The organism is Pelovirga sp. C15f (genome assembly GCF_057178085.1).
Map to the genome: position 1 here is coordinate 178,420 of NZ_JBXUCV010000003.1, position 21,788 is coordinate 200,207.

Consider the following 21,788-nt stretch of genomic DNA (forward strand, 5'->3'; position numbering starts at 1 on the left):
TGTTTCTCCTAAAGCTGCCAGTTCGGCTTGCCGGGTGAGCTGAGTGTGACCTGTCCTGCCGCAACCGAGATGGAAACGGTACGGCTGTAGTTTCCACCGAGATCTTCAGCAATGGCTCCCATGCCGTAAGACCAGAGGATTTTTTTGATCGCCAGTGCATTGCGCTTGCCGATCTGGAAAGTGTCGTTGGTATCCATGACGTTGGCGCCACCACAGAGTTTGACGATGATCCCCTTGCCGCGCCTGTCGCAACCCATGTTCGCCATTTGCGCCAGCAGCTCCGGAATCGCGGTATCGGCAAAATAACCGGGTTTTTCAGTGGCTTTCTGCTTGTTGATGGAGGAGTCCGGCAGAGCAATGTGGGCCATGCCGACGCAGCGTGTTTTCGGATCAAGAAAAATCACGGATACGCAGGAACCCAGCGCAAAAGTTTTAATGCTGTCCTCCGCGTTATTCGACGCACCGTAGTCGCCGACACCAAGTATCATTTGCCCCATCTTATTTTTTCTCCGCCAGCAGCTTCAACAGGGAAGTTGCAATGTGATCGAGGGGCACCAGGCTTTGTGCTCCTCCCTTTTCATAAGCTACTTTAGGCATGCCAAAAACCACCGATGTAGCCTCATCCTGAGCAATACAGCGGGCACCCGCCTGATACATGGACAGCATTCCATCGGCGCCGTCTGAACCCATCCCGGTAAGCATGGCACCAATCGCATTGGCGCCGACATGTTTTGCCACCGAATGCATCATCACATCGACTGAAGGGCAGTGACCACTGACTTTTTCCGGGCCTCCCAGGCGCACCACGTAAAAACCGCCGCTGCGAACCACCTCAAATTGTACGCCGCCGGGCGCTATCAGGACCAGGCCGGTACGTACGCGATCACCTTGCTCGGCTTCTTTAACCTGCATGGCACAGAGCTGATTCAGGCGATCGGCAAACATTTTGGTAAAACCGCTCGGCATGTGCTGGACAATAACCGTTCCCGGGGTTGTCGCTGGAAAATCCTCCAGCACCCGCCGAATCGCCTCGGTTCCACCGGTCGACGCCCCGATAGCAATGACCTTGTCGGTCGACTCCGCCAGGGCAGTGGCTTTACCGACTGTGCCGGCGGTCGAGGGATCGACCCGTTTGCCTTTCCAGTGGGAAACATTGGCCCCGCTGGCAATCTTGACCTTGGTGCGCAGTTCCATCAGCATGGAATTGAGCCCGGCAGTCACATTACTGGTTGGTTTGGCAACAAAATCGACCGCACCGGCGTCCAGCGCCTCCATCGTGATCTGCTTGCCACGTTGGGTCAGGGAACTGACCATCACCACGGGTATGGGGTATTGCGGCATCAATTTGCGCAAAAACGCGACCCCATCCATGCGCGGCATTTCGACATCGAGGGTCAGGACATCAGGTTCCAGCTCTAGGATGCGATCACGGGCAATATAAGGATCAGAAGCGGTTCCTACCACCTCAATGGCCGGGTCGAGGGCAAGGCCCTGGCTGAGGATATTACGAACCAGGGCAGAATCATCAACTATCAGCACCCGGATTTTGCGTTTCATTTACAGGGTTCCCTTCTGGTAGAGCGCCGGTTTCAGGTAATTGTAAAGGGTCTGACTGCGTCCCAGGGTTTCTGAATGGCCGATAAAAAGATACCCGCCAGGCTCAGTACACTGATGGTAGCGCTGGACCAGGGCTTCACGGGTTGGCTGGTCAAAATAAATCATGACATTGCGGCAGAAGATCATGTGAAAGGGTTTTTTGAAAGGAAAGCTGGAGTTCATCAGATTGAAGCGTCTGAAGGTCGCTTCTCTTTTGACCTTGTCGATCACGGCCATATTGTCGTTGCCGGCTGCAGTAAAATATTTGCGCCGTAGATTTTCCGGCAGTTGCTTGACCCGCTCAGCGGCATAAACACCATAACGAGCAATGGTCAATGCCCGATCGGAGATGTCGGTCGCCAGGATGCCCGCGTCCCATTTGCCGTAGTCATTACCCAGATATTCCATCATCAGCATCAGCAGGGTGTAGGGTTCTTCACCACTGGAACAGCCGGCGCACCAGATCCGTAATTCCTTGCGATTCTGCTGTCTGAGTTTGTTAATGGTGGCCGGCAATGCGGTTTCGGCAAAATAGTCGAAGTGGTCTTTTTCACGGTTGAAGTAGGTGTGGTTGGTCGAGATCAGATCGACCAGTTCACCCAGGGATTTTTCCGTTTTGTCGCCGGCCAGATAGTCAAAATAAGCAGAAAAGGTTGACAGCCCAAGGTTGCGCATCAGTTTTTGCAAGCGGCCGACGAGCAGCGAACGTTTCTGATCGGTCAGGTTGATGCCGAAGCGTTCATGAATCAGATTGCGCAGCTGGACAAACTCCCGGTCCGAGATCGACATGGTGTTGGTATACTGTGGAGCCTGTATGGTGCTGTTGTTATCCATGAAGGTTATCCGTTTATTCTTCGTCGCCGTCGCTCTGAATCAGTCGCTGCATTTCACCACTGAACAACAGCTTGTGAACATCCAGCAGAATGATGACGCGATTGTTCATTTTTCCCATCCCCTGGATATAGCTGTTATCGCTGTTTTTGCTGGTGCGTGGTGCCGGTTCCACGTGGTTTTCCGGGATATCCGCAACCTCGCTGACCTCATCAACAACCAGACCAACTTCGGTGGAGTCAACATTGATGACAATAATGCAGGTACGATCATCATAATCGCGCGCCGGCAGTCTGAAACGGGCACGCACATCCATGACCGGTATCACCTTGCCGCGCAGGTTGATGACGCCACGGATAAAGGCGGGCATGTCGGGAACTTCCGTAATCGATTGAATTCCAATAATTTCAATAACATAACATATTTCAATGCCGTAGTTTTCACCAGCTAAGTGAAAGGTGAGGTATTTGTCCTTCTGGGTGTCTTCGTTATCTGAGCCATTCAGAGAGAGATCTCCTGCCATTTATTTGTCTCCTTTACTGATTGCTGCGGCATCAGCCAGTTCTTTTTTGCTGTCAAATGATTCAACCAGGGTGCCGACATCGAGAATCAGGCTGACACCGCCATCGCCAAGGATGGTACAACCGGAAACACCAGGAACAGTGCCGATAAAATCAGACAGTCCTTTGATAACGGTCTGCTGCTGGCCGAGGATTTCATCGATAAACAGGCAGAAACGGCTGTCCTGGTATTCGAGAACAATCAGGATGCCGTCGCAGAGTTGTTCTGAGTCGGGTTTTTTATTAAGAATCTGATGCAAGCGGACAACCGGAAAAAAGTGTTCCCTGACCCGCGCCAGTTCGTCGCCGTCAGGGGTGACGGTAATCTGACTCATCTCGGGGCGATAGGCCTCAAGGATAGAGAGGGTTGGAACGATACAGGTGGTGGTGCCAACCCGTACCATCATACCGTCAATGATCGCCAGAGTCAGGGGGATGCGCAGATTGATGCGGGTGCCCTGGCCAAACTTACTGGTGATATCGATCTTGCCTTTAATCTTTTCAAGGTTTCTTTTTACAACATCCATACCGACACCACGGCCGGATATGTCGGTAACCTGGGCGGCGGTGGAGAAACCCGGAGCAAAGATCAGGTTGTTGATCTGTTTGTCCGTCATGTCGGAGCCGTCCCCTTCAATCAGTCCCTTGCTGATGGCTTTCTCAAGAATTTTATCGCGGTTTAAGCCGCGGCCGTCATCTTCAATGGTGACCCACACTTCACCTTCTTCGTGGCGTGCCGAGAGCTTGATTGTCCCTTTTTCCGTTTTGCCGTTGGCACTCCGTTCGGCGGGAGTTTCAAGGCCATGATCGAGGGAGTTGCGCAACAGGTGAACGAGGGGGTCGGTGATGGTCTCGATGACGGTTTTATCAATTTCCGTTTCTTCGCCGATCAGTTGCAGATCAACCTTTTTGCCCGCTTTTACAGAGATATCATGAACCAGCCGGATCATGCGCCGGAACAGGCCGGAAACCGGAATCATCCGGATGGACATGGCCATTTCCTGGAGTTCCCGTACCAGTTTCGACATGTGCTGCGCCGCCTTGCCGAAGTTTTCCAGCTCTAACCCTTTGAGGTCGGGGTTGTGAATCAGCATGTTTTCGGCGATAACCATCTCACCGATCAGGTTGATCAGATTATCGAGTTTGCCCAGTTCAACGCGAATATCCTGGCGTTTAGCCGGAACCTTGGAACGGGACACCGGTTTGGCTTTGGATTTGGCCTCATCACTTGACTCCTGCTGGCGTTTAAGCGCCTTGGCAAGCTGCTCCGGGGTAGCACTCCCCTGTTGCATTAGGATTTCGCCGACCGGTTTTTTCTGGATTTCCACGGCAGAAGAGATCGCCAGTTTATCAACCCCTTCCTCGGCCAGCAGATCGCCGAGCAGGGGGGTTATGAGGTTTTTCAGGTCTTCGAGGTGGGAGTCAAGATCCTCGATAAAATCCTCTTTGCCGTCGGCAATATTGTTCAACCCCTGTTGCAGCAGATCGAGGCTTGCCAGGAGCTGCTCAGTTGGGTTGTCAACCGCGAGCCTGGAGCCGGACTTCACCCGATCAAGGACATTTTCCATCTGATGACTGAGTTTTTCCAGGTGGCCAAAGCCAAAAAACCCGCAGTTTCCCTTGAAACTATGAATATTGCGAAAAATATCGCCGATGGAATCAGGGTCCTCAGGATGCTCTCCCCAATTGAGCAGTCCCTGTTCTGCGTTTTGCAACAGCTCGTTGCTTTCCTGTACAAAACTGTTGCGCATTTCCTCGGTGATCTCCATCTCTGGAAAAACCAGTTCCGGTTCGCCGGATACAGAGGCGGCAGAAGTGTCGGCAATAACATCTTCAGAACCTTCTGTGCTGCCAGTGGCGGGGCCATCGATGGCCTGATGGAGTTGCGCAGAAATAGTATCGGCCGCAGCACTCATAGCGTCGTCGCTGAAACTGGCATCAACGGCATCAAGGGCATCTTTAGAGAAATCACAAGCGGCACAGAAGAGGGTGACGTGCTCCGGTATCAGTTCCATCTCCTTGTTGCGAATCAAATCAAGCAGGCTTTCGGCGGCATGAGCGACCCGGGTCAGGTGAGTGAACTCGAGAAAACCGGCGCTGCCTTTCATCGAATGGAAGAGACGGAAGATGGCATTCATGGTTTCGGGATCGCTGTTTTGCCCCAACTCAATGATCGCAGGTTCAAGCTGTTCAATCATGTCCCGACTTTCGGTGACAAACTCCTGAATGATTTCAATCTGATCGTCGTCGAGGTGCATACTCATGGCGGATCCCCACTAAGCAACATACATACAGACTAGGTTGCAAATTAAACAATGATTAATAATAGTCAGCCGGCTATCAGAAATAAAGGATTTAATGATATTTCTGATAGCCGGAGGGTTCATGGATAAAAGGTTTTTTTGCGGCTCATTGCTTATGGGCAATAAAGCGCCCATATCCATCGCGGTCTTCCTGCTCGATATGATTGACCAGCCAGTCCTTCAGAAACTTGTACACATCGGCGGGCGCCATTCTCTCTCCGGATTTGAGTTTGCCGACAAACGTACTTACCTTGTCGATGAAGCTTTTGTGAATACGGCAGTGGGCCTCATAACCAGGAAATTTGTGTTTGCGCATCAAATCCTCTTCAGCGCGAAAGTGAGTTACGGTGTAATTCACCAGTTCATCGACAATCTGCCCAACCATCATCCGGTCGCCACCATCTTTCATGCAAACAAAGAGCTGGTTGATAAGATCGAGCAGGCGGCGATGCTGTTTATCCATCAGGCTGATACCGGTGTTGAAGCTGTCCTTCCAGGCCAGGGTGCCGTTATGACCAATTGATGGGGTGGTTACTCCCGACTGGCCCCAGCCGGACGGCGCGGCGGGAAGTTGGTTTCTGACGCCGCTCGGTGCCCGTGACGTCGAGTCATGATTTTTCAGGATAAAGCGGCTAAGTTGATGTTTGAGCTGTGCTGCCTGACCGGCAAGCTCGGCACTGGTCGCGGCACTTTCTTCTGCGGTTGCGGTGTTTTGCTGAATGACCTGGTCGATCTGTTGCAGACCGGTGTTGATCTGGCTGACACCCTGCGCCTGCTCCTGGCTGGCAACTGAAATTTCGTCGATCAGATCGGACGTCTTGCCGATGGAGTTGACAATCTCTTTTAACGCATTCGCGGTTCTTTCGGCAATCTGGGAGCCATTGGCGGTTTTTGCTACCGAACCCTCAATCAGCTCTGCCGTTTCTGCTGCGGCTTTGGCGCTGCGTGCTGCCAGATTGCGTACCTCTTCGGCGACAACCGCGAACCCTTTGCCATGTTGACCGGCACGAGCTGCTTCCACCGCGGCATTCAGGGCGAGAAGGTTGGTCTGGAAGGCAATTTCATCAATGACTTTGATGATTTTACTGATATTGTGACCGGCATCACTGATATCCTTCATGGCCCCGATCATTTCCGTCATGCGCTCACTGCCGACATTCGCTGCAGATCGCGCCGAGGTGGCAAGTTCGCTGGCCTGACGGGCATTTTCGGCGCTGGCGTTGGTCTGGCTGCCGATCTGGTTCATCGAACTGCTGATCTCTTCAACCGAAGCTGCCGAGGTCGATGCCCCATCGGATAAATGCTGTGCCGATTCGCTTAACTGGGCACTGCCGCTGTCGATCTCCTCTCCTGCCGCCTGGATGCCGGCAATGATCTGGTTCAGATCCTCGCCGAGAGTTTGCAGGGCGTTGCGCAGGGTGTCATGATGGTCATGAGGGGTCACTTCAAAGGTCAGATCGCCTTTGGCCAGTTGTTGCAATGGCGCGACAATCTCATTTTGCAGGCTGTCCGCCAGTGCATCCAGGGTTCTCCCGGTTTCGCCAAGTTCATCATTCTGGGTCAGATTAAGTCGTTCATCCAGGTGACCGTGACCGATGTCGGTCAGAACCTTTCTTACGCGTGTAAGGGGAGCAACCACCAGTTTCCTGAGCATGAGCAACAAAGCCAGCCAGATGATGATGAGGCAGCTAAATCCGAGGACAAGGCTGCTGATCAGGCTGCTGCGATTGCCGGCGGCGGCCATCTGCAGCAGATGTTCCCGCTCCTGGTTGAGCTTGTCGAGACTGAAATCCACATAGAGAACACCGGACAGGGTGCCTTCTTCAGCGTCGGGGTGGCACCCCATGCAGTGGGATTGAAACATGTGGCCATGGGCCATGAAATAGCTCGTCGAGTTTTCCTGCTTGAGGCTGTAGTTCTCGTCGGTGCTGGTGATGTTCATCGCCGGTTGACGAGAGCCGATTTTATCCCGCAGGCTTGAGTAGATGGTTACCCCCTGCGGGTTGGTCAAACCGACTTCAATGACGCCGGGGACCTCACCCAGTCCGACGACCAGTTCATCAAAAACATCCATTTCGCCACGCTCGAGGGATCCCTTGGTCCCAATCTCCAGACTGCTGAACACTCCCTGCGCCTGCTCCAGGATCGTATCATGTAGTGCACTCAGGGCCTCTGTTTCCTGCTCACGTACAATGCCACGTGTTTGCAGTGCCGACAGGGTGAAGCTGATACCAAGGATCACCAGCAGAATAAGAACGAGGCCCCCGCCCACTTTGGTCTGGATACTGTTTAATTTCATGATCTTTTCCTGTTGTGTAAAGATAGTAAGAAGAGGATTGGCCCATAATCATTAATAATCTATCATGTTGTTGTCCGCAGCGCAACGGAAAAAGGATGCACAAATAAAAAAATTTAATTATCGATAATCTGGTTCTCAGTGGTGTCTGAAAGGGCTGGTGGCACGCAAGGATAGTTCAGGAGTAAAATCTCACGTACCTTTGGTCGGGCATTGCGGGACCTTGCCGGGCAGGTATGTTATATTTAGCGCTGGCTGTGAGATTTTGGGGCTGAGCTTTTTTTACGCCGCCGGCGATTGCGGCGAGCCGGAGCATCCAGTTGTTTGGCGGGGGTAAAGACCGCGCTGTTCCACTGTTGCAGCAGTGGGAGCAGATCGGGTCGGACCTTCGTCCAGAGGGTAAAGAGTTCCAGGGCCGAGACGGTGGCAGGATGGCGCAGAAATTTCTGTTCGCCGCGCTGACCGCGACCGCGAACCAGGCGGAAGCAACCGATGAGCAGATCACGTGCCTGCAGACGGATGCCGGCGGCTATACTGAAATAGCGGCAGTGGGGGGTGAGGATATCGTTGGCGGATTGCAGGGCAGTTGTAATGGGGGTGCCGCGTTCCGGCGGGCAGCTATCCATGAACAGGCGCAGATAAAGAGCAGCCAGGGCAAAGCTTTCATCGATGGTGATGCCGCCGTGGGTGCGGGCATCGACCTGCGCGAGCATGGCAATCCCCTCGTCGGTGCCGGGATAACCGGCGAGCAAATGAGGGAGCATTCCCAGTTCGCGGCACTGATGCAGCACCGGTGCGGCAATGCCGTAACGGAACAGCGCCATGATTTCTTCGCGCACCCGGGCCGGCGCAGCCGTTGCCAATAGTTCTTTGTGTTGATCGATGGCCGGAACAATATTATCGCAGAGCTTGAAATCGAGACGCGCAGCAAACTCGATGGCGCGCAACATGCGTACCGGATCTTCGACAAAACGGATCAGCGGATCGCCGATGACGCGAATCCGGCGTTGATTTACATCGGCAAGGCCGCCGACATGATCGATCACGCTGAAATCAGCAATGTTGTAAAACAGGGCATTGATGGTGAAGTCGCGGCGGTAAGCATCTTCACAAGGAGAGCCGAAAAGGTTCTGGACAAAATGCAGATGATCGTCCGGATTTTCCGGGAGTTCTCCAGCTGTGACCTCACGGCGAAAGGTCGCGACTTCGATCACCTTGTTGCCGGCAAAGCGGATATGGGCGAGGCGAAACCGGCGTCCAACCAGAAAACAGTTGCGGAACAGGCGCTTGATCTGATTGGGGGTGGCATCGGTGGCGATGTCGAAATCTTTTGGCGTACGTCCGAGCAACAGATCACGCACGCTGCCACCCACCAGATAGCTGTTGAAGCCGTTACGGTGCAGTCGGTACAGAACCTTGAGACAGTCCTCATCGATCTGCCGGCGTGAGATCGGGTGCTGGTCGCGTTTGAGGATAACAGGTAAATCAGAATTCATGTCAGTCCGGTGTTTAAAAGCATAGTTGATGTCAGGCGGACTATAACAATTCGACCCGTACCCTGTAACCCATAAAATGTCACAGAGGGGTGGTAATTCACAGTGCAAGATACGATTGACGCAGTGGTTATTCTCGGCGCGACTGCCGGTGGCAAGACCTCCCTGGCCGTAGCGGTGGCACGTCATTTTGGCGGCGAGATCATCTCCGCCGATTCCCGTCAGGTCTACCGGGGAATGGATCTGGGAACCGGTAAGGATTTGACGGAATACGGCGAGGTTCCCTACCACCTGATCGATATCGCCGAGGCCGGCAGTGAGTATAACCTGTTTCAGTTTCAGAATGACTGTTATGCCGCTATCAACACTGTGCATCAGCGTCGCAGGCTACCGGTGATTTGCGGCGGAACCGGCCTCTACCTGGATGCGATATTGAAGGGCTACCATCTGGTCGAGGTACCGGTTAATCTGCAACTGCGTGAGCACGTATCATCCTGGAGCGATGAGCAGTTGCGGCGAAAACTACTGGAAATCAAACCCCGGCAACACAATCGCACCGACCTTGATGAGCGTGAACGACTGCTGCGGGCCTACGAAATTGCCCTCGGAGAAACCCGTGCCGAACCGGTCGATCCCTTTGTCTGGCGACCACTGGTGTTCGGTTTGAAATGGCCACGTGAGATGCTGCGGCGCCGGATAAGCGAGCGCTTAAAACAGCGCCTGGAGCAGGGGCTGATTGCAGAAGTGGAGAATCTTCATGCCGGCGGAGTAACCTGGGAACAGTTGGAATTTTATGGCCTCGAATATCGGTACATTGCCCATTACCTCCAGGGCAAGTTGCGCCGAACTGACATGGTTCAGCAACTTGCCGGCGCCATCGGTCAGTTCGCCAAGCGCCAGGAAACCTTTTTCCGGCGCATGGAGAAACACGGCACGCAGATTAACTGGCTTAACGGGCAGAAAGATGCGTTTGCCCAGCTGTGTAGCATCCTAGAGCACTACCGGATCAATCGCTAGATGCAGCGTCGGCTGAAAAAATATCTGCATCGTCGGGCGGTGCTGACTCCCTGGCAGCCGGCAGGGAGTAGTGCGTCAGTGGTTGATGCAGCAATTGTCATTCCCGCATTGGCGGAAGCAGAGACTCTACCGGCGACCTTGCAGTCTCTTGCGACCAACGCTCCTGAGCTGTTGCAGCGTACCCTGGTGATCGTCGTGGTCAATCAGCGGACGGATGCTTCGCCGGCACTGCGCCTCAACAATGAAACCACCTTGTCCTGGCTGGTATCCCAACCCTGTCTGCCTTTGCAGCTGGCGTGGATCGACGCTGCAAGTCCCGGGCTGGAACTGCCGGTCGGGCAGGGGGTGGGGATGGCACGCAGAATCGGCTTTGATGCGGCATTGCACCGCCTTAACTGGAACAACGACCCCTTCCTGATCTCTCTCGACGCTGACACCCTGGTTGATCCTGATTATCTTAGCGCCCTGTTCCGGCATTTTGCCACAATACAACCAAGCGGCACCGTGCTCCCCTTTCGCCACCAGGCGGGAGCCGATTCCGGTGAAGAAGAGGCAATCCGCGCCTATGAGCTCTACCTGCGCAGCTACCTGTTCGGTTTACAACAGGCCGGATCGCCCTACGCCTATCACAGTATCGGCAGCGCTTTTGCCTGCCGGGCGCAGGGCTACATCGCTGCCGGCGGGATGAACCGGCGGCTGGCCGGGGAGGATTTCTATTTTCTCCAGCAGATCAACAAAATCAGCGGGGTTGCCGCGCTCAAGGGGACGGTGGTGCGTCCTGCGCCCCGATGTTCTGTGCGTGTACCTTTTGGTACCGGGCGTATTGTCGCGCAGCACCAGCGGGGGGAAGCACCAGCTTACCGTTTTATTGATGCACAGGCTTGTGCCTTACTGCGCGAGTGGTTGTTGCTGGTAGCAGCGCGGCCCGATCGTTCGGTAGAAGATCTGCTGAGCCGGGCACAGCGGATCTCGCCGGAGCTGGCCGGTTTTCTGATGGAACGCAATTTTGCCGCCGTCTGGGTGCTGTTGCAGCGTAATCACGCTGGTAACGAGCACCGTTTGCGCGCCTTTCATCATTGGTTTGACGCCCTGCGTACCCGCCAGCTCCTTACGCGCCTGACGCAGACCAGCGGCGATCCCGTCCCGCTGGTCGATGAATTACTGCGCTGGGGCGGATATGCCGGCTACTGTGATGCCGTGACGCAGCTCAGATTGCTCGAAAAATTGCAGGGGGTTGCCGGGCAAGGTGAGTGCTGAATAATTACAACTATTCAGCACTGCTTTAACCTGGTACCGGCAAGGTTTTACTTGGCTACACCAGGGCATTGATGGCAGAATGCGTTTTTTAATATGCTTTCCCCCCAAACTTGTAACCTAAGCACAGGTTGATTCTATGACACTGCTTTATCGGACACTGTTGTTTTTATTTTTGTTGCCAACCTTTGCCCTGGCCCAGCTGCCGGGTCAGCTGCTACAGGATCTGGCCCCGGTCGATGGGGTGGTGCTGATGGCCATGGGCGACTCCTGGCTGGTGGATCTGGATGCCAATCAGAATCTCCGTCCCGGCGATATCCTTTCAGTTATGTCCCCCGGTGAAACCATTATCCATCCGCAGACCCGCGATATTGTAGGTCGTATCGATCATGTTGCGGGATTTCTGGAAGTGACGCGGGTTTTATCCGGTTATTCCTACGCCAAGCTGCTGACCGAGGGATTAAACCTGCAGGCAGGAGATCCGGTGCGTCGCTTCGAGCAGGTTCCTGCTTATATGGATGGTTCTGTTCCGGAAGCCCTGGCACAGGAGCTCAAGCGCAATCTGAGCCATTTTGAGTGGTTTGATCAGCCGCCTGAAACCGCCGACACGGCTTTGGTTTTTCATCTGCAGGATGAACGATTAAGCGTCAGTGGAGTGGCTGGCGCGCTGGTCGGCAGTTATCGTTACAGCGAGGGGCAGGTGCTGGCCTCGCTGACCCCCACCATTCGTCAAGCCGAGCCGGTTGCTGCTGTTGACCCCGAGCGCAGTGCCCTTAATCGTGGTGTTGATTCACTGCTTGGTACCGTCGGCCTGGGGCGTGGCGATACGCGCCTTGAAGCGCCGGGGATCGCTCGTCAACAGCAGTCCGATGGCGTCTGGATCAGCCCGCCCCTGGGTGAGAACCCGGTGGCGCTGGCGAGTGCTGATCTGACCGGTGACGGACGCACGGAGATCGCTGTAGCCCTTGAAAATGAGCTGCGGATCATGCGCATGGAGGATGGTCAGCTGGTCGCTGTCGGGGTTGTCGATTTCCCTGCCGGGACACGCTTGCTCGCTATTGATGCACATGATCAGGAAGGCGATGGTCAGGCCGAACTCTACATCACTGCTGTTATTGGCACTGATCTGCGCAGCCAGGTTGTCGAGTTTCGTAACGGCCGCTTTGAGCGGGTTATTACCATGGTCAACTGGTTCATGCGGGTGGTTGATCTGCCGGGAGAAGGAGCAGTTCTCCTCGGCCAGCGCATGAGTCGCAGTGATGACCCCTTTTTGCCACCGGTTTTCCGCGTTGAACGCAATCGCGATCGATTAATACGCGGCGCGGCTTTGGATCTGCCGGCACGGGTCAATCTGTTCAGCATGGTGCCGGTTACCGCCGCCTCAGGCGAAACCGTCTATATTTCTCTGTCGGCCGCTGATCGATTGCAGCTGGTCAACGACAGCAATGAGCGCCTGTGGCAATCCACCGATCATTTCGGCGGTTCGGATGCCAGTTTCTATCACCGTCCGGAATCTGAGGCGAGCAATCGTGTGCCGGTGGCCATCCAACACCGTCTGGAGCCTCTAGCCACAGGGGAAATTCTGACCGTTCAGAATCAGGGTTCGCGATTGCTGCAGGGGTTGCGTACTTTTACTGATGCCCAACTGGTAGCTTTTGAATGGGACAGTAACAGCCTGCAGTTGATAGAGCGCTGGCGTACCCCCGTGCAACAAGGCTATATCGCTGACTTTGTCGTTGCTGATCTGGATGATAACGGTGATCTTGATCTACTGGTAGCCATGCGTTTTCAGGAAAAAAACATCCTTCAGCGCGGTCACTCCGCGTTGATGGTGTTCAAGCTGCAGCAATAACTCCTTTCAACAACGGCCGGGTTGATCTGCAGTGATCGGTTCGGCCGTTGCTTCTACAATCTGCCAGGATTCCCGACACTCCCCATGAATATTCTTTCCCTCCATCAGGTCAGTCTGGCGTTCGGTGGCCCTAAACTGCTCGCTGCTGTCAATCTGCAGATCGAGGCCGGTGATCGCATCTGTCTGCTCGGACGCAACGGTGCCGGCAAATCATCACTGCTGCGCCTGCTCAATGGTGACATGCCGGTTGACGCGGGTGAAATCCAGCGCCGTCAGGGAGTGCGGACTGCTTATGTGCCCCAGGACTTCCCCGCCCGTTGGCCGGGGACAGTGCGAGACTATCTGCATCAATGTGGCCAGGCCCACGGGATTGATGAACTCACCCTGCAGGTGCGCATCGACCAGCTCGCCGGGCGGCTGGAATTGATGCTGGACGAGTCACCGATCGACCTTTCAGGTGGTCAACAGCGCCGCACCCTGCTGGCGGCCGCACTGATTCTTGAGCCTGATCTGATTCTGCTCGACGAGCCGACCAACCACCTGGATATCGAGGCGATTATCAAGCTTGAGGAGCTGCTGCTGAGGCTCGGCAAGACCCTGGTGTTTGTCAGCCACGACCGTGCTTTTGCCCGCCGTCTGGCAACCCGGATTATTGAGCTGGATCGTGGCCGCTTGCATGATTATCGCTGCGACTACGACACCTTTCTCGTGCGGCGACAGGATGTTCTGCATGCTGAAGAAAAAGCCTGGGAGCGTTTTGATCAAAAGCTGGCCGAAGAGGAGGTATGGATTCGCAAGGGGATCAAGGCGCGCCGTACCCGCAATATGGGGCGGGTGCGCGATCTGCTCAAGCTCCGCGAAGAACGGCGCCAGCGTCGTGAGCGCATCGGCAAGGTGCGCCTGAATATTGACGAGGCACAGCGCAGCGGGCGCATGGTGGTTGAGACCGCAGGATTAGGTTTTGCGTATCCTGGCAACCCGCCGTTGATCGATAACCTCGATCTGCGCATCATGCGTGGTGATCGTATCGGCCTGCTCGGCCCCAATGGTTGTGGAAAAACCACCCTGCTTAAGTTGCTGACTGGTGAGTTGCAGCCGACGGCCGGAACCCTGCGCCTGGGAACCAATCTCGAAATCGCCTATTTTGATCAATTGCGCGAACAACTTGATGGCGACCGCAGCGTCAAGCAGAACCTCGCTGATGATCATGATCAGGTTATTATCAATGGCCAGCCGCGCCATATTTACGGCTACTTGCAGGATTTTCTTTTTACCCCTGAACGTGCCCGCACGCCGGTACGGGTTCTGTCGGGTGGGGAAAAAAATCGTTTGCTGTTGGCCAAACTGTTTACCCGTCCGGCCAATCTGTTGATTCTTGATGAGCCGACAAATGATCTTGACATGGAAACCCTGGAACTGCTGGAGGAGTTACTCCTTGATTATGAGGGCACGGTATTGCTGGTCAGTCACGACCGCAGCTTTATCAATAATCTGGTCACCAGTTCCCTGGTGTTTACCGGTAACGGCAAGGTCGAAGAGATCATCGGTGGCTATGATGATTGGCTGGCGCAGAAGCCGGCGCAACGGGTTGACACCGGACAAAAAGAAAAAACAGTGGCTCTCGCCCGTAAACAGCGGCCACGCAAACTGACCTTCAAGGAAAAAAGGGAGCTGGAAGAATTACCCCTGACTATTGAGGAGCTGGAACGCGAGCAGGCTGAGCTGCACGCCACCATGGCCGATCCGACCTTCTACCAGCAACGCAACAGCGAAAAGATTACCGCAGCACAACAGCGACTGGAGGCAGTAGAGCAGAAGTTGGAGGCAGCTTATGGACGCTGGCAGGAGCTGGAGCAGATTCCGGAGTAAGAGGGGCGTAAAAGCAGAATTCAGAATATAGAATATAGGAGGTTGTGCCCTTCTTCTGAATTCTATCTCCTATATTCTGTATTCTGTTGTTTATTCTGCCTATTCCAACGCTTCAGCCAGCAGGTCGAGGATATGGACGGTGTGCTGTTTGCCGCCGGCGTGATTGATGCTGTCCTGCAGCTGCATCATGCAGCCGGGGCAGTCGGTGGCGACCAGCTCGGCGCCGCTTTCCTCAATCAGGGTGGCTTTTTTGGCGCCGATCTTCTTGCTGGTATCGTAGTGATAGACCGAGTAGGTTCCTCCCAGCCCGCAACAACTTCCAGGCCCCGGTAATTCGACAAAATCGACCTGGGGCAGGGCTTTGAGGATCGCCCGCGGCTCCTTGGTGATGCCATGATTGCGCAGATGGCAGGGATCGTGATAGGTCACCTTGATGGATTTTTCGGCCTTGGGGAGTTGTTCGAGCTTTTCCGGCAGTCCCTGTTCCACCAGATAGACGAAGATGTCACGAATTTTCTTCTGATAATCCCCTTCGCCATTAATCATCCCCGGATAAATCTGCCCCAGGCCCGAGTGGCAGGAGGCACAGGCGGTAACGATGGTGTCGTAGCGGTGCTTGCTGAACATTTCGAGATTGATCGATGCCAGTCTTTCCACGGTGTCACTGGCTCCGGCTGATACTGCCGGCAGACCACAGCAGGCCTGCTCCCGGGGAATCAGAATCGTTACCCCGAGAAATTTCAGCGCCTTGATCAAGGCCTCGCCACTGTCCGGGTACATGTAGTTGATGCCACAACCGGTGAAAAACAGGACAGTCGGGGCGCCTTCCTTGCCGGGGATCAGCTCCGGAAAGCGTTCCCGCAAGGGTTTAGCGGTGACCGGTGGCAGGGTGCGGTCGGCACTGATGAAAGGGGCAGGGAAACGCAGGCGCAAGCCGCTGCTTTCAGGGATTTTTTTGAATAACAGGTGCGATAGCTTGCCGCCACTTTTAGCCAGCAGGTTCATCAGTTTCGGGTGCTTAAGCACCGTCGCGACGCCGAAACCGAAAGTCGACAGCCCCTTGCGCCGGGCGATTTCGCGCCGGGTAGCGGCGACGATCTCTTCGGTATGGACCTTGTTGGGACACTGGGCATAGCAGCTGCCGCACAGCAGACATTGGGACATGTCGAGGAGGAACTGATCTTCGAGATCAACCTCGCCGTCGAGCAGGGCATCTGCCAGGGCTATTTTCCCCCGCGCGACCCGACCCTCATGGTGTTCGGCACCAAACGCCGGGCAGTGGGCACGGCAGCCACCGCACTTGACGCAGTGCTTTATCTCATCGCGATAATCTTCAAGGGTTTTGAGTTTGGGCATGGTGAATACCTTTGAATACAGAATATAGAATGTAGAATACAGAATGAATGGTCTTAACTTCTGTCTCCTATATTCTGTCTTCTATATTCTGCTTTACATCACTTGGGAAGATTTTACCCGGGTTGAGGATGTTGTTGGGGTCAAGGGCTTTTTTGATGGTCTTCATGTAGTCGATGGCGGCCTTGCCCAGTTCCATGCCGACAAAGGGCGCCTTCATGATCCCGACCCCGTGTTCGCCGCTCATAGTGCCACCGAGTTCCAGGGCACCGGCAAAGACATCGGCGATGGCCTGGTCGGCTTTTTCCTGCTCACCGGGAATCTTGCTGTCGATCATGATATTGACATGGATGTTGCCGTCACCGGCGTGACCGAAATTAACAATGGGGACACCGTATTTGTCCGAAATCTTATCTATTTTGCGGATCATCTCAGGTACTTTGGAGCGTGGCACGCAAATATCCTCGTTGAATTTGTCCGGGTTCACGCGGCGCAGCGAGGCTGATACCGAACGCCGGATCTGCCAAAGGGCATCACTTTCCGCCGGGGTTTCGGCAATGCGGGTTTCCACCACCCCTAATGGTTTGATGATCTCGGCGATTCTGTGCGCCTGCTTGTCGAGAAATTCGCGGTCACCGTCGACCTCAATAATCAATACGGCGCGGGCGCCCTCCGGCACTTCCAGGCTGGTGGCGTCGCGTACGCAGTCAAGGGTGCGACCATCCATGAATTCCAGGGTTGCCGGAATGATCTTGCTGCGAATGATGCTTGACACCGCCCGGGCAGCACCGTCGATGGAGTCAAACAGTACCAGCATGGTTTTTTTGGCTTCCGGCAGGGGTAGCAGTTTGATGATGATTTTGGTGATGATCGCCAGGGTGCCTTCGCTGCCACAGATCAGTTTGGTCAGGTCGTAACCGACCACCCCCTTCATGGTCGGACCGCCAGTGGTTATGATGTCACCGGTCGGGGTAACAATCTCAAGTCCGATGATATAGTCCTTGGTGACGCCGTATTTAACACAACGCGGACCCCCGGCACACTCGGCAACGTTACCGCCGAGGGTCGACATTTTCAGGGAAGCCGGGTCGGGCGGGTAGAACAGGCCCACCTTTTCCACCGCTTTTTGGAAGTCTTCGGTAACAACTCCCGGTTCCACCATCGCCACCAGATTTTCTTCGTCGATTTCGAGGATCCGATTAAGGCGGGTCAGGCCAAGGACAATACCGTCAGTACTGGTCGGCAGGCTGCCGCCGGTGAAACCACTGCCGGCGCCGCGCGGATAAACAGGGATCCGGTGCTGGTTGGCCAGGGCCATGATCAGGCTGATTTCCCGGGCGCTGCCGGGATGCACCACCGCCGCCGGTAGAAATTTGCGCTGGGTGGCATCGTAGGAATAACAGATCAGTGAGGCTTTGTCGGTAAGGACATGTTCTTTGCCGACGATCTGCACAAGATTACGGATGATGGTTTTATCGAGCATGGGGCGCCTTTCAATTGCTTTTTTTTTGCAGGCTATTATAAATAAATAACCAGAAAAGTCTACTTTGACTTGCCGAACCAGCCGGTCTTTTCCGCATAGGCCTCGACCCGATTACGTCCCTTTTTCTTGGCGCTGTAAAGGGCCTGGTCCGCACGCTCAATCAGCACCGTTTTGGTGACCCGCCGTTCATTGGCATTGCCGTCAAATTCTGCTACACCAAGACTGACGGTTACTCGATAGTCGTCGCCATCGTACTCAAATTTATGTTGTTCAATTTCGGTGCGGATTTTATCCGCCACTTTCAGGGCGTCCTGGATGGTGGTTTCCGGTAACACGAAAACAAATTCTTCACCGCCGTAGCGGGCGCTCAGATCATACTCGCGAATCATGCCGGCACACAGTCCGGCAAACTCCTTAAGCACATAGTCTCCCGCCTGGTGTCCGTAGAAGTCGTTGAACTTCTTGAAGTTGTCGATGTCCGCCAGAATCAGGCAGAGCTTGTTGCCAAGGCGATTGCTGCGACTGATTTCCTTATCGAGAAATTCCTGGAAATAGCGATGGTTATAGATGCCGGTCAGGCCGTCAAGGTTAACGATCCCTTCGAGGTAGGTGTTTTTTTCTTCCAGTTCTTTGGTCAACTTCTCCAGTTGCATCTTGGCCTGTACCAGTTCGCGATTGATCTGTTCATAGCTCATGTTGAGCAGACTCAATTCGATATTGGCCTGTTGCAGCAATTCAGGAATTGATGCTGTCCCCTGGATTTTCAGGCCAAAATATTCAGCGGCAGTAGCCACTTCGGTATTGACCCTGGTCAGAATCTGGTCAATGGCGTTGGTATCGAGCTTGAACATTTTGCGCGCACCGTCACGAAACGGTGTGTGATAGCCAATGGGGTTGCCAGAATACATGATATTGGCGACCAGGGACGCCAGGTGGGCGACCCGGATATCAGTGAGCAGCCCGGCATTCTTGCCGGCGTACCCTGACGGGTTGTGATGGTGAGCAATCGGGATTGCCAGACTGTCGGGGAAGTTCCAGTGACGCGCCGCCTCGCCGCCAATAAAGGCATGGTTAGCGCCGATCCGCTCTTCTTCCAGCTGCAGCAGTCGCTCCTCATCCCCGTCAGCCTCCTGCAGCAGCTCGTCGTAAAGTTCACGGTAGGCGCTGGCAAAAATCAGCTTGCCGAGCTTCTGCAGCAGGCTGACGGTAAATATGTCTTCCGGATCACGCTCTGAAGAGACCTTGGCCATAATCAGTTTGGCGGTGACCGCTGCCGCTAACGACTGTTCCCAGAACTGTTCGTAGTTGAAACCGCCGCCGTGACGGGGCCGTTCAAGATTCAAAAAGGAGAAGGAAAGCACCAGGCTGCGAACGGCGTTGGTGCCGAGGATGGCGACGGCCTGTTGAATGGTGCCGACCTCGTTGGGAAAATTATAAAAAGAGGAGTTGACCACCTTGAGAATTTTGGTTGACAGGGAAACATCCTGGGCGATCAGTTTACTGATGTCATAGGTCGTGGTTTCTTCCTTGCCGGTGATGTTGATCAGGGTCGAGGCGACCGTGGACAGGGTCGGCAGGGAGCCCGATTCGATGACCTTTTTTAAAACCTCTTGTTGGGTTGCCATGCTGTGTTTTTTCCTGTCGCCAAAGGCTCGTGTTCAGGTTGCCGCCGGAGCAGTAACGATCGGCAGGATCGTTCCACCATCGGGAATAATCACGGTGGAAAAATTGCCGGGGAGGGAGGGTATGACCTGCTGGAGCGCCGTCTGCAGATCAGGGGATTTTTCCATCCCCATGGCGGCGGTTTGCTCACTGCTGAATTCACTGATCAGCAGGATCCGGAAGCGTCGTGAACGGGTCAGCACGGCATGAGCGGTCTGGCCGTTGATCTGGTAGTTTGCGCGCAGGGCGGTTTCAAACTCTTCAAGATCCTGATAGCGGAACCAGTCGAAAAAGGTCGGATACCCGAAGCCGTCGCGACAGGCGGCAAGAAAAATAATCGTACCCCCTTCTTTGACCGCACGGCAGCCGTAATCAAGGGCTTTTTGCGCCTGGATAAAGTTGATGTCTTTAGGCTCGCCGCCGCAGGAGATAATCGCCAGATCGGCGGCAGCGGCTACCGGCACGCTGTAAAGGGAGCGTACCAGTTCGCAGCCTGCCAGGTGTGCCTGTTCCAGCTCCCCACAAAAGACCGCGACGATCTCCTTGTTCGGGCCCAGCACGGTGTTCAGGAGAAAATCGGGTTCGACCCGCTGCGCGGCCTGCAGCAGATTGCGATGGACCGGGTTGCCTGCGAGCACCCCGGTTACGGCGGATGGATGTTTGCCGCCCGTTTCCGGCGGATTAAACACCGCAAAATGGCTGGCCATGCAGGTCTCGCGGCTCGCCACCCCGGGTACCAGCCCCTTGCGACCACCACCGAAGCCGGCAAAATAATGAAAGCCGATGGTGCCGGTGACAATCACCCGATCTGCTGCCGTCACCCGGCGATTGATCTGCACCGGGATCCCGCCATCGGTCACTCCCAGGTCGACCAGCTGCTCAGGATCGTCACAATCATGATCGTAAACTGCAATGCGCCCGTAGAGAGGGCCGAGGATCTTGCGGTGTTCCTCTGCTGACTGCCCACGATGGATTCCCAGGGCGATGACGATGCTGATGTTCGCATCCGGGATGCCGCAGTGATTGAGTTCGTCAACCACCAGGGGCAGATAGACTTCGCTGGCCGAATACCGGGTTATATCGGAGGTGACGATCACCACCTTTTCACCCGCGTTGATAATCCCTTGTAACCGCGGCGTGCCGATGGGATTGTTTAATGCCTCAGTGACCAGCTGGTGCGGTGGCCGCGACGTCGCGATCTCCTCCATCTGCAGTATTCGGGCACCGGGCAGATGGCAGGGGATGCTGGTGGAGCCGTATTTCAAAACAACATTGGTCATTGTTTAATAGCCTTTGATCATGCCGCCATCAATCTGGATAATATCGCCGGTCATGTATGAACAAACCGGTGAAGCAAGAAAGGTGACGACGCGGGCAAATTCGTCAGTTTTGCCATAGCGCCCAAGGGGAATCAGTTTCTGATTTTCTTCGCGAATTTGTTCAATGGCAATGCCGCGCTGGTCTGCCTTGAGTTGATCGAGGTAGACCGTGCGATCAGTAGCAACTCGCCCCGGCGCTACCGTGTGGACCAGAACATTGTCCTTGGCCAGTTCGTTGGCCAAGCTCTTGCCCAGCCCCAGCATCCCCATGCGAAAGGCATTGGACAGCAGCAGGCCGGGAATCGGTTGTTTCACTGATGAGGAGGTGATATTGATGATGCGCCCGCCGTTTTTTTTCAGGGCGGGCAGGGTGGCGCGAATAGTCCGTACGTAGGCCAGCAGGGTCGATTCGAAGGCTGATTGCCAGTGGGTATCGTCGAGCTGATCGAAGTCACCCCCCGGCGGCCCACCGGAATTGTTGATCAGGATGTTAATCCCTCCCAGCTGTTTGCGGGTCTCTGCCACCAGTTTGCTGATATCCTCGGCTTTGGCCATATCGGCCACGCAGGCGGCTACTGTACTGGTGGTCTGTGCGGCAATCTCACTACGGGTTTGTTCCAGTACCGTCGCGTCGCGACCGGTGAGCATGACATTGCAACCTTCGAGCGCCAATTGGGTGGCGACCGCCCTTCCCAGCCCCTTACTCGATGCCATCACCAGTGCTACCTGTCCTTGTAATTGCAGATCCATGGATATTCTCCTTGTAAAAAAGTCAATTATCACCTTACTGTATCATAAGTCCCTCAGACAAGAGTCAAATAACCGTTCCTGCTGACTTTTCCACCTCCGGTAAGCGCAAGGATATGGTTGCAGGTGAACGGACGGCTGTGCTAAATATTT

At 54.8% G+C, this 21,788-nt stretch carries 16 protein-coding genes; 4 read left to right on the forward strand and 12 right to left on the reverse strand.

Annotation, left to right across the window (positions count from 1 at the left end; all coding sequences use genetic code 11):
• Positions 1-8: 8 nt before the first annotated feature.
• From AC1931_RS09925 to pcnB, 7 genes are all read right to left on the reverse strand, one after another.
• On the reverse strand, positions 9-497 hold the full coding sequence (locus AC1931_RS09925; RefSeq protein WP_483877102.1) for a chemotaxis protein CheD: 489 nt from the start codon (positions 495-497) through the stop codon (positions 9-11).
• Between the two features lies 1 nt (position 498).
• The gene (locus AC1931_RS09930) at positions 499-1,557 is read right to left on the reverse strand and encodes a protein-glutamate methylesterase/protein-glutamine glutaminase (RefSeq protein WP_483877103.1); all 1,059 of its coding nucleotides are present in this window, start codon (positions 1,555-1,557) and stop codon (positions 499-501) included.
• The gene (locus AC1931_RS09935) at positions 1,558-2,430 is read right to left on the reverse strand and encodes a CheR family methyltransferase (protein ID WP_483877104.1); all 873 of its coding nucleotides are present in this window, start codon (positions 2,428-2,430) and stop codon (positions 1,558-1,560) included.
• A 13-nt stretch (positions 2,431-2,443) separates the two neighbouring features.
• Complete coding sequence (locus AC1931_RS09940) at positions 2,444-2,950, reverse strand: chemotaxis protein CheW (protein ID WP_483877105.1); 507 nt, start codon at positions 2,948-2,950, stop codon at positions 2,444-2,446.
• Positions 2,951-5,251 (reverse strand): chemotaxis protein CheA, encoded by a 2,301-nt coding sequence (locus AC1931_RS09945; protein WP_483877106.1) that lies wholly within the window; start codon positions 5,249-5,251, stop codon positions 2,951-2,953.
• Positions 5,252-5,396: 145 nt separating this feature from the next.
• Positions 5,397-7,589, reverse strand: a complete 2,193-nt coding sequence (locus AC1931_RS09950) for a bacteriohemerythrin (protein WP_483877107.1) — start codon at positions 7,587-7,589, stop codon at positions 5,397-5,399.
• Positions 7,590-7,831: 242 nt separating this feature from the next.
• Positions 7,832-9,082 (reverse strand): polynucleotide adenylyltransferase PcnB, encoded by a 1,251-nt coding sequence (gene pcnB, locus AC1931_RS09955; RefSeq protein WP_483877108.1) that lies wholly within the window; start codon positions 9,080-9,082, stop codon positions 7,832-7,834.
• A gap of 102 nt (positions 9,083-9,184) precedes the next feature.
• Between pcnB and miaA the strand changes: the two genes are divergently transcribed.
• The 4 genes from miaA (at position 9,185) to AC1931_RS09975 (ending at position 15,071) form a co-directional block, all read left to right on the forward strand.
• Complete coding sequence (gene miaA / locus AC1931_RS09960) at positions 9,185-10,096, forward strand: tRNA (adenosine(37)-N6)-dimethylallyltransferase MiaA (protein WP_483877109.1); 912 nt, start codon at positions 9,185-9,187, stop codon at positions 10,094-10,096.
• A complete protein-coding gene (locus AC1931_RS09965) occupies positions 10,097-11,353 on the forward strand; it encodes a glycosyltransferase family 2 protein (RefSeq protein ID WP_483877110.1) in 1,257 nt (418 codons plus the stop codon).
• Positions 11,354-11,489: 136 nt separating this feature from the next.
• Positions 11,490-13,202 carry an FG-GAP-like repeat-containing protein gene (locus tag AC1931_RS09970; protein WP_483877111.1) on the forward strand — a complete coding sequence of 571 codons (1,713 nt, stop codon included), beginning with the start codon at positions 11,490-11,492 and terminating at the stop codon, positions 13,200-13,202.
• An 84-nt stretch (positions 13,203-13,286) separates the two neighbouring features.
• Positions 13,287-15,071, forward strand: a complete 1,785-nt coding sequence (locus AC1931_RS09975) for an ATP-binding cassette domain-containing protein (RefSeq protein WP_483877112.1) — start codon at positions 13,287-13,289, stop codon at positions 15,069-15,071.
• 99 nt (positions 15,072-15,170) lie between these two features.
• On the opposite strand, the gene AC1931_RS09980 is transcribed toward AC1931_RS09975, so the two are convergent.
• From AC1931_RS09980 to AC1931_RS10000, 5 genes are all read right to left on the reverse strand, one after another.
• The gene (locus tag AC1931_RS09980) at positions 15,171-16,427 is read right to left on the reverse strand and encodes a (Fe-S)-binding protein (RefSeq protein ID WP_483877113.1); all 1,257 of its coding nucleotides are present in this window, start codon (positions 16,425-16,427) and stop codon (positions 15,171-15,173) included.
• Positions 16,428-16,494: 67 nt separating this feature from the next.
• Complete coding sequence (locus tag AC1931_RS09985) at positions 16,495-17,907, reverse strand: FAD-binding oxidoreductase (RefSeq protein WP_483877114.1); 1,413 nt, start codon at positions 17,905-17,907, stop codon at positions 16,495-16,497.
• A gap of 59 nt (positions 17,908-17,966) precedes the next feature.
• A complete protein-coding gene (locus AC1931_RS09990) occupies positions 17,967-19,532 on the reverse strand; it encodes a sensor domain-containing diguanylate cyclase (RefSeq protein ID WP_483877115.1) in 1,566 nt (521 codons plus the stop codon).
• A gap of 33 nt (positions 19,533-19,565) precedes the next feature.
• A complete protein-coding gene (locus AC1931_RS09995; protein ID WP_483877116.1) occupies positions 19,566-20,849 on the reverse strand; it encodes a nickel-dependent lactate racemase family protein in 1,284 nt (427 codons plus the stop codon).
• 3 nt (positions 20,850-20,852) lie between these two features.
• Complete coding sequence (locus AC1931_RS10000; protein WP_483877117.1) at positions 20,853-21,638, reverse strand: SDR family oxidoreductase; 786 nt, start codon at positions 21,636-21,638, stop codon at positions 20,853-20,855.
• Between the last annotated feature and the right edge of the window lie 150 nt (positions 21,639-21,788).

Excerpts from the sequence above, each read along its gene's own strand:
- AC1931_RS09925 (WP_483877102.1), bottom strand. The coding sequence starts at position 497 with ATGGGGCAAATGATACTTGGTGTCGGCGACTACGGTGCGTCGAATAAC.
- AC1931_RS09930 (WP_483877103.1), bottom strand. The coding sequence starts at position 1,557 with ATGAAACGCAAAATCCGGGTGCTGATAGTTGATGATTCTGCCCTGGTT.
- AC1931_RS09935 (WP_483877104.1), bottom strand. The coding sequence starts at position 2,430 with ATGGATAACAACAGCACCATACAGGCTCCACAGTATACCAACACCATG.
- AC1931_RS09940 (WP_483877105.1), bottom strand. The coding sequence starts at position 2,950 with ATGGCAGGAGATCTCTCTCTGAATGGCTCAGATAACGAAGACACCCAG.
- AC1931_RS09945 (WP_483877106.1), bottom strand. The coding sequence starts at position 5,251 with ATGAGTATGCACCTCGACGACGATCAGATTGAAATCATTCAGGAGTTT.
- AC1931_RS09950 (WP_483877107.1), bottom strand. The coding sequence starts at position 7,589 with ATGAAATTAAACAGTATCCAGACCAAAGTGGGCGGGGGCCTCGTTCTT.
- pcnB (WP_483877108.1), bottom strand. The coding sequence starts at position 9,082 with ATGAATTCTGATTTACCTGTTATCCTCAAACGCGACCAGCACCCGATC.
- AC1931_RS09965 (WP_483877110.1), top strand. The coding sequence starts at position 10,097 with ATGCAGCGTCGGCTGAAAAAATATCTGCATCGTCGGGCGGTGCTGACT.
- AC1931_RS09970 (WP_483877111.1), top strand. The coding sequence starts at position 11,490 with ATGACACTGCTTTATCGGACACTGTTGTTTTTATTTTTGTTGCCAACC.
- AC1931_RS09975 (WP_483877112.1), top strand. The coding sequence starts at position 13,287 with ATGAATATTCTTTCCCTCCATCAGGTCAGTCTGGCGTTCGGTGGCCCT.
- AC1931_RS09980 (WP_483877113.1), bottom strand. The coding sequence starts at position 16,427 with ATGCCCAAACTCAAAACCCTTGAAGATTATCGCGATGAGATAAAGCAC.
- AC1931_RS09985 (WP_483877114.1), bottom strand. The coding sequence starts at position 17,907 with ATGCTCGATAAAACCATCATCCGTAATCTTGTGCAGATCGTCGGCAAA.
- AC1931_RS09990 (WP_483877115.1), bottom strand. The coding sequence starts at position 19,532 with ATGGCAACCCAACAAGAGGTTTTAAAAAAGGTCATCGAATCGGGCTCC.
- AC1931_RS09995 (WP_483877116.1), bottom strand. The coding sequence starts at position 20,849 with ATGACCAATGTTGTTTTGAAATACGGCTCCACCAGCATCCCCTGCCAT.
- AC1931_RS10000 (WP_483877117.1), bottom strand. The coding sequence starts at position 21,638 with ATGGATCTGCAATTACAAGGACAGGTAGCACTGGTGATGGCATCGAGT.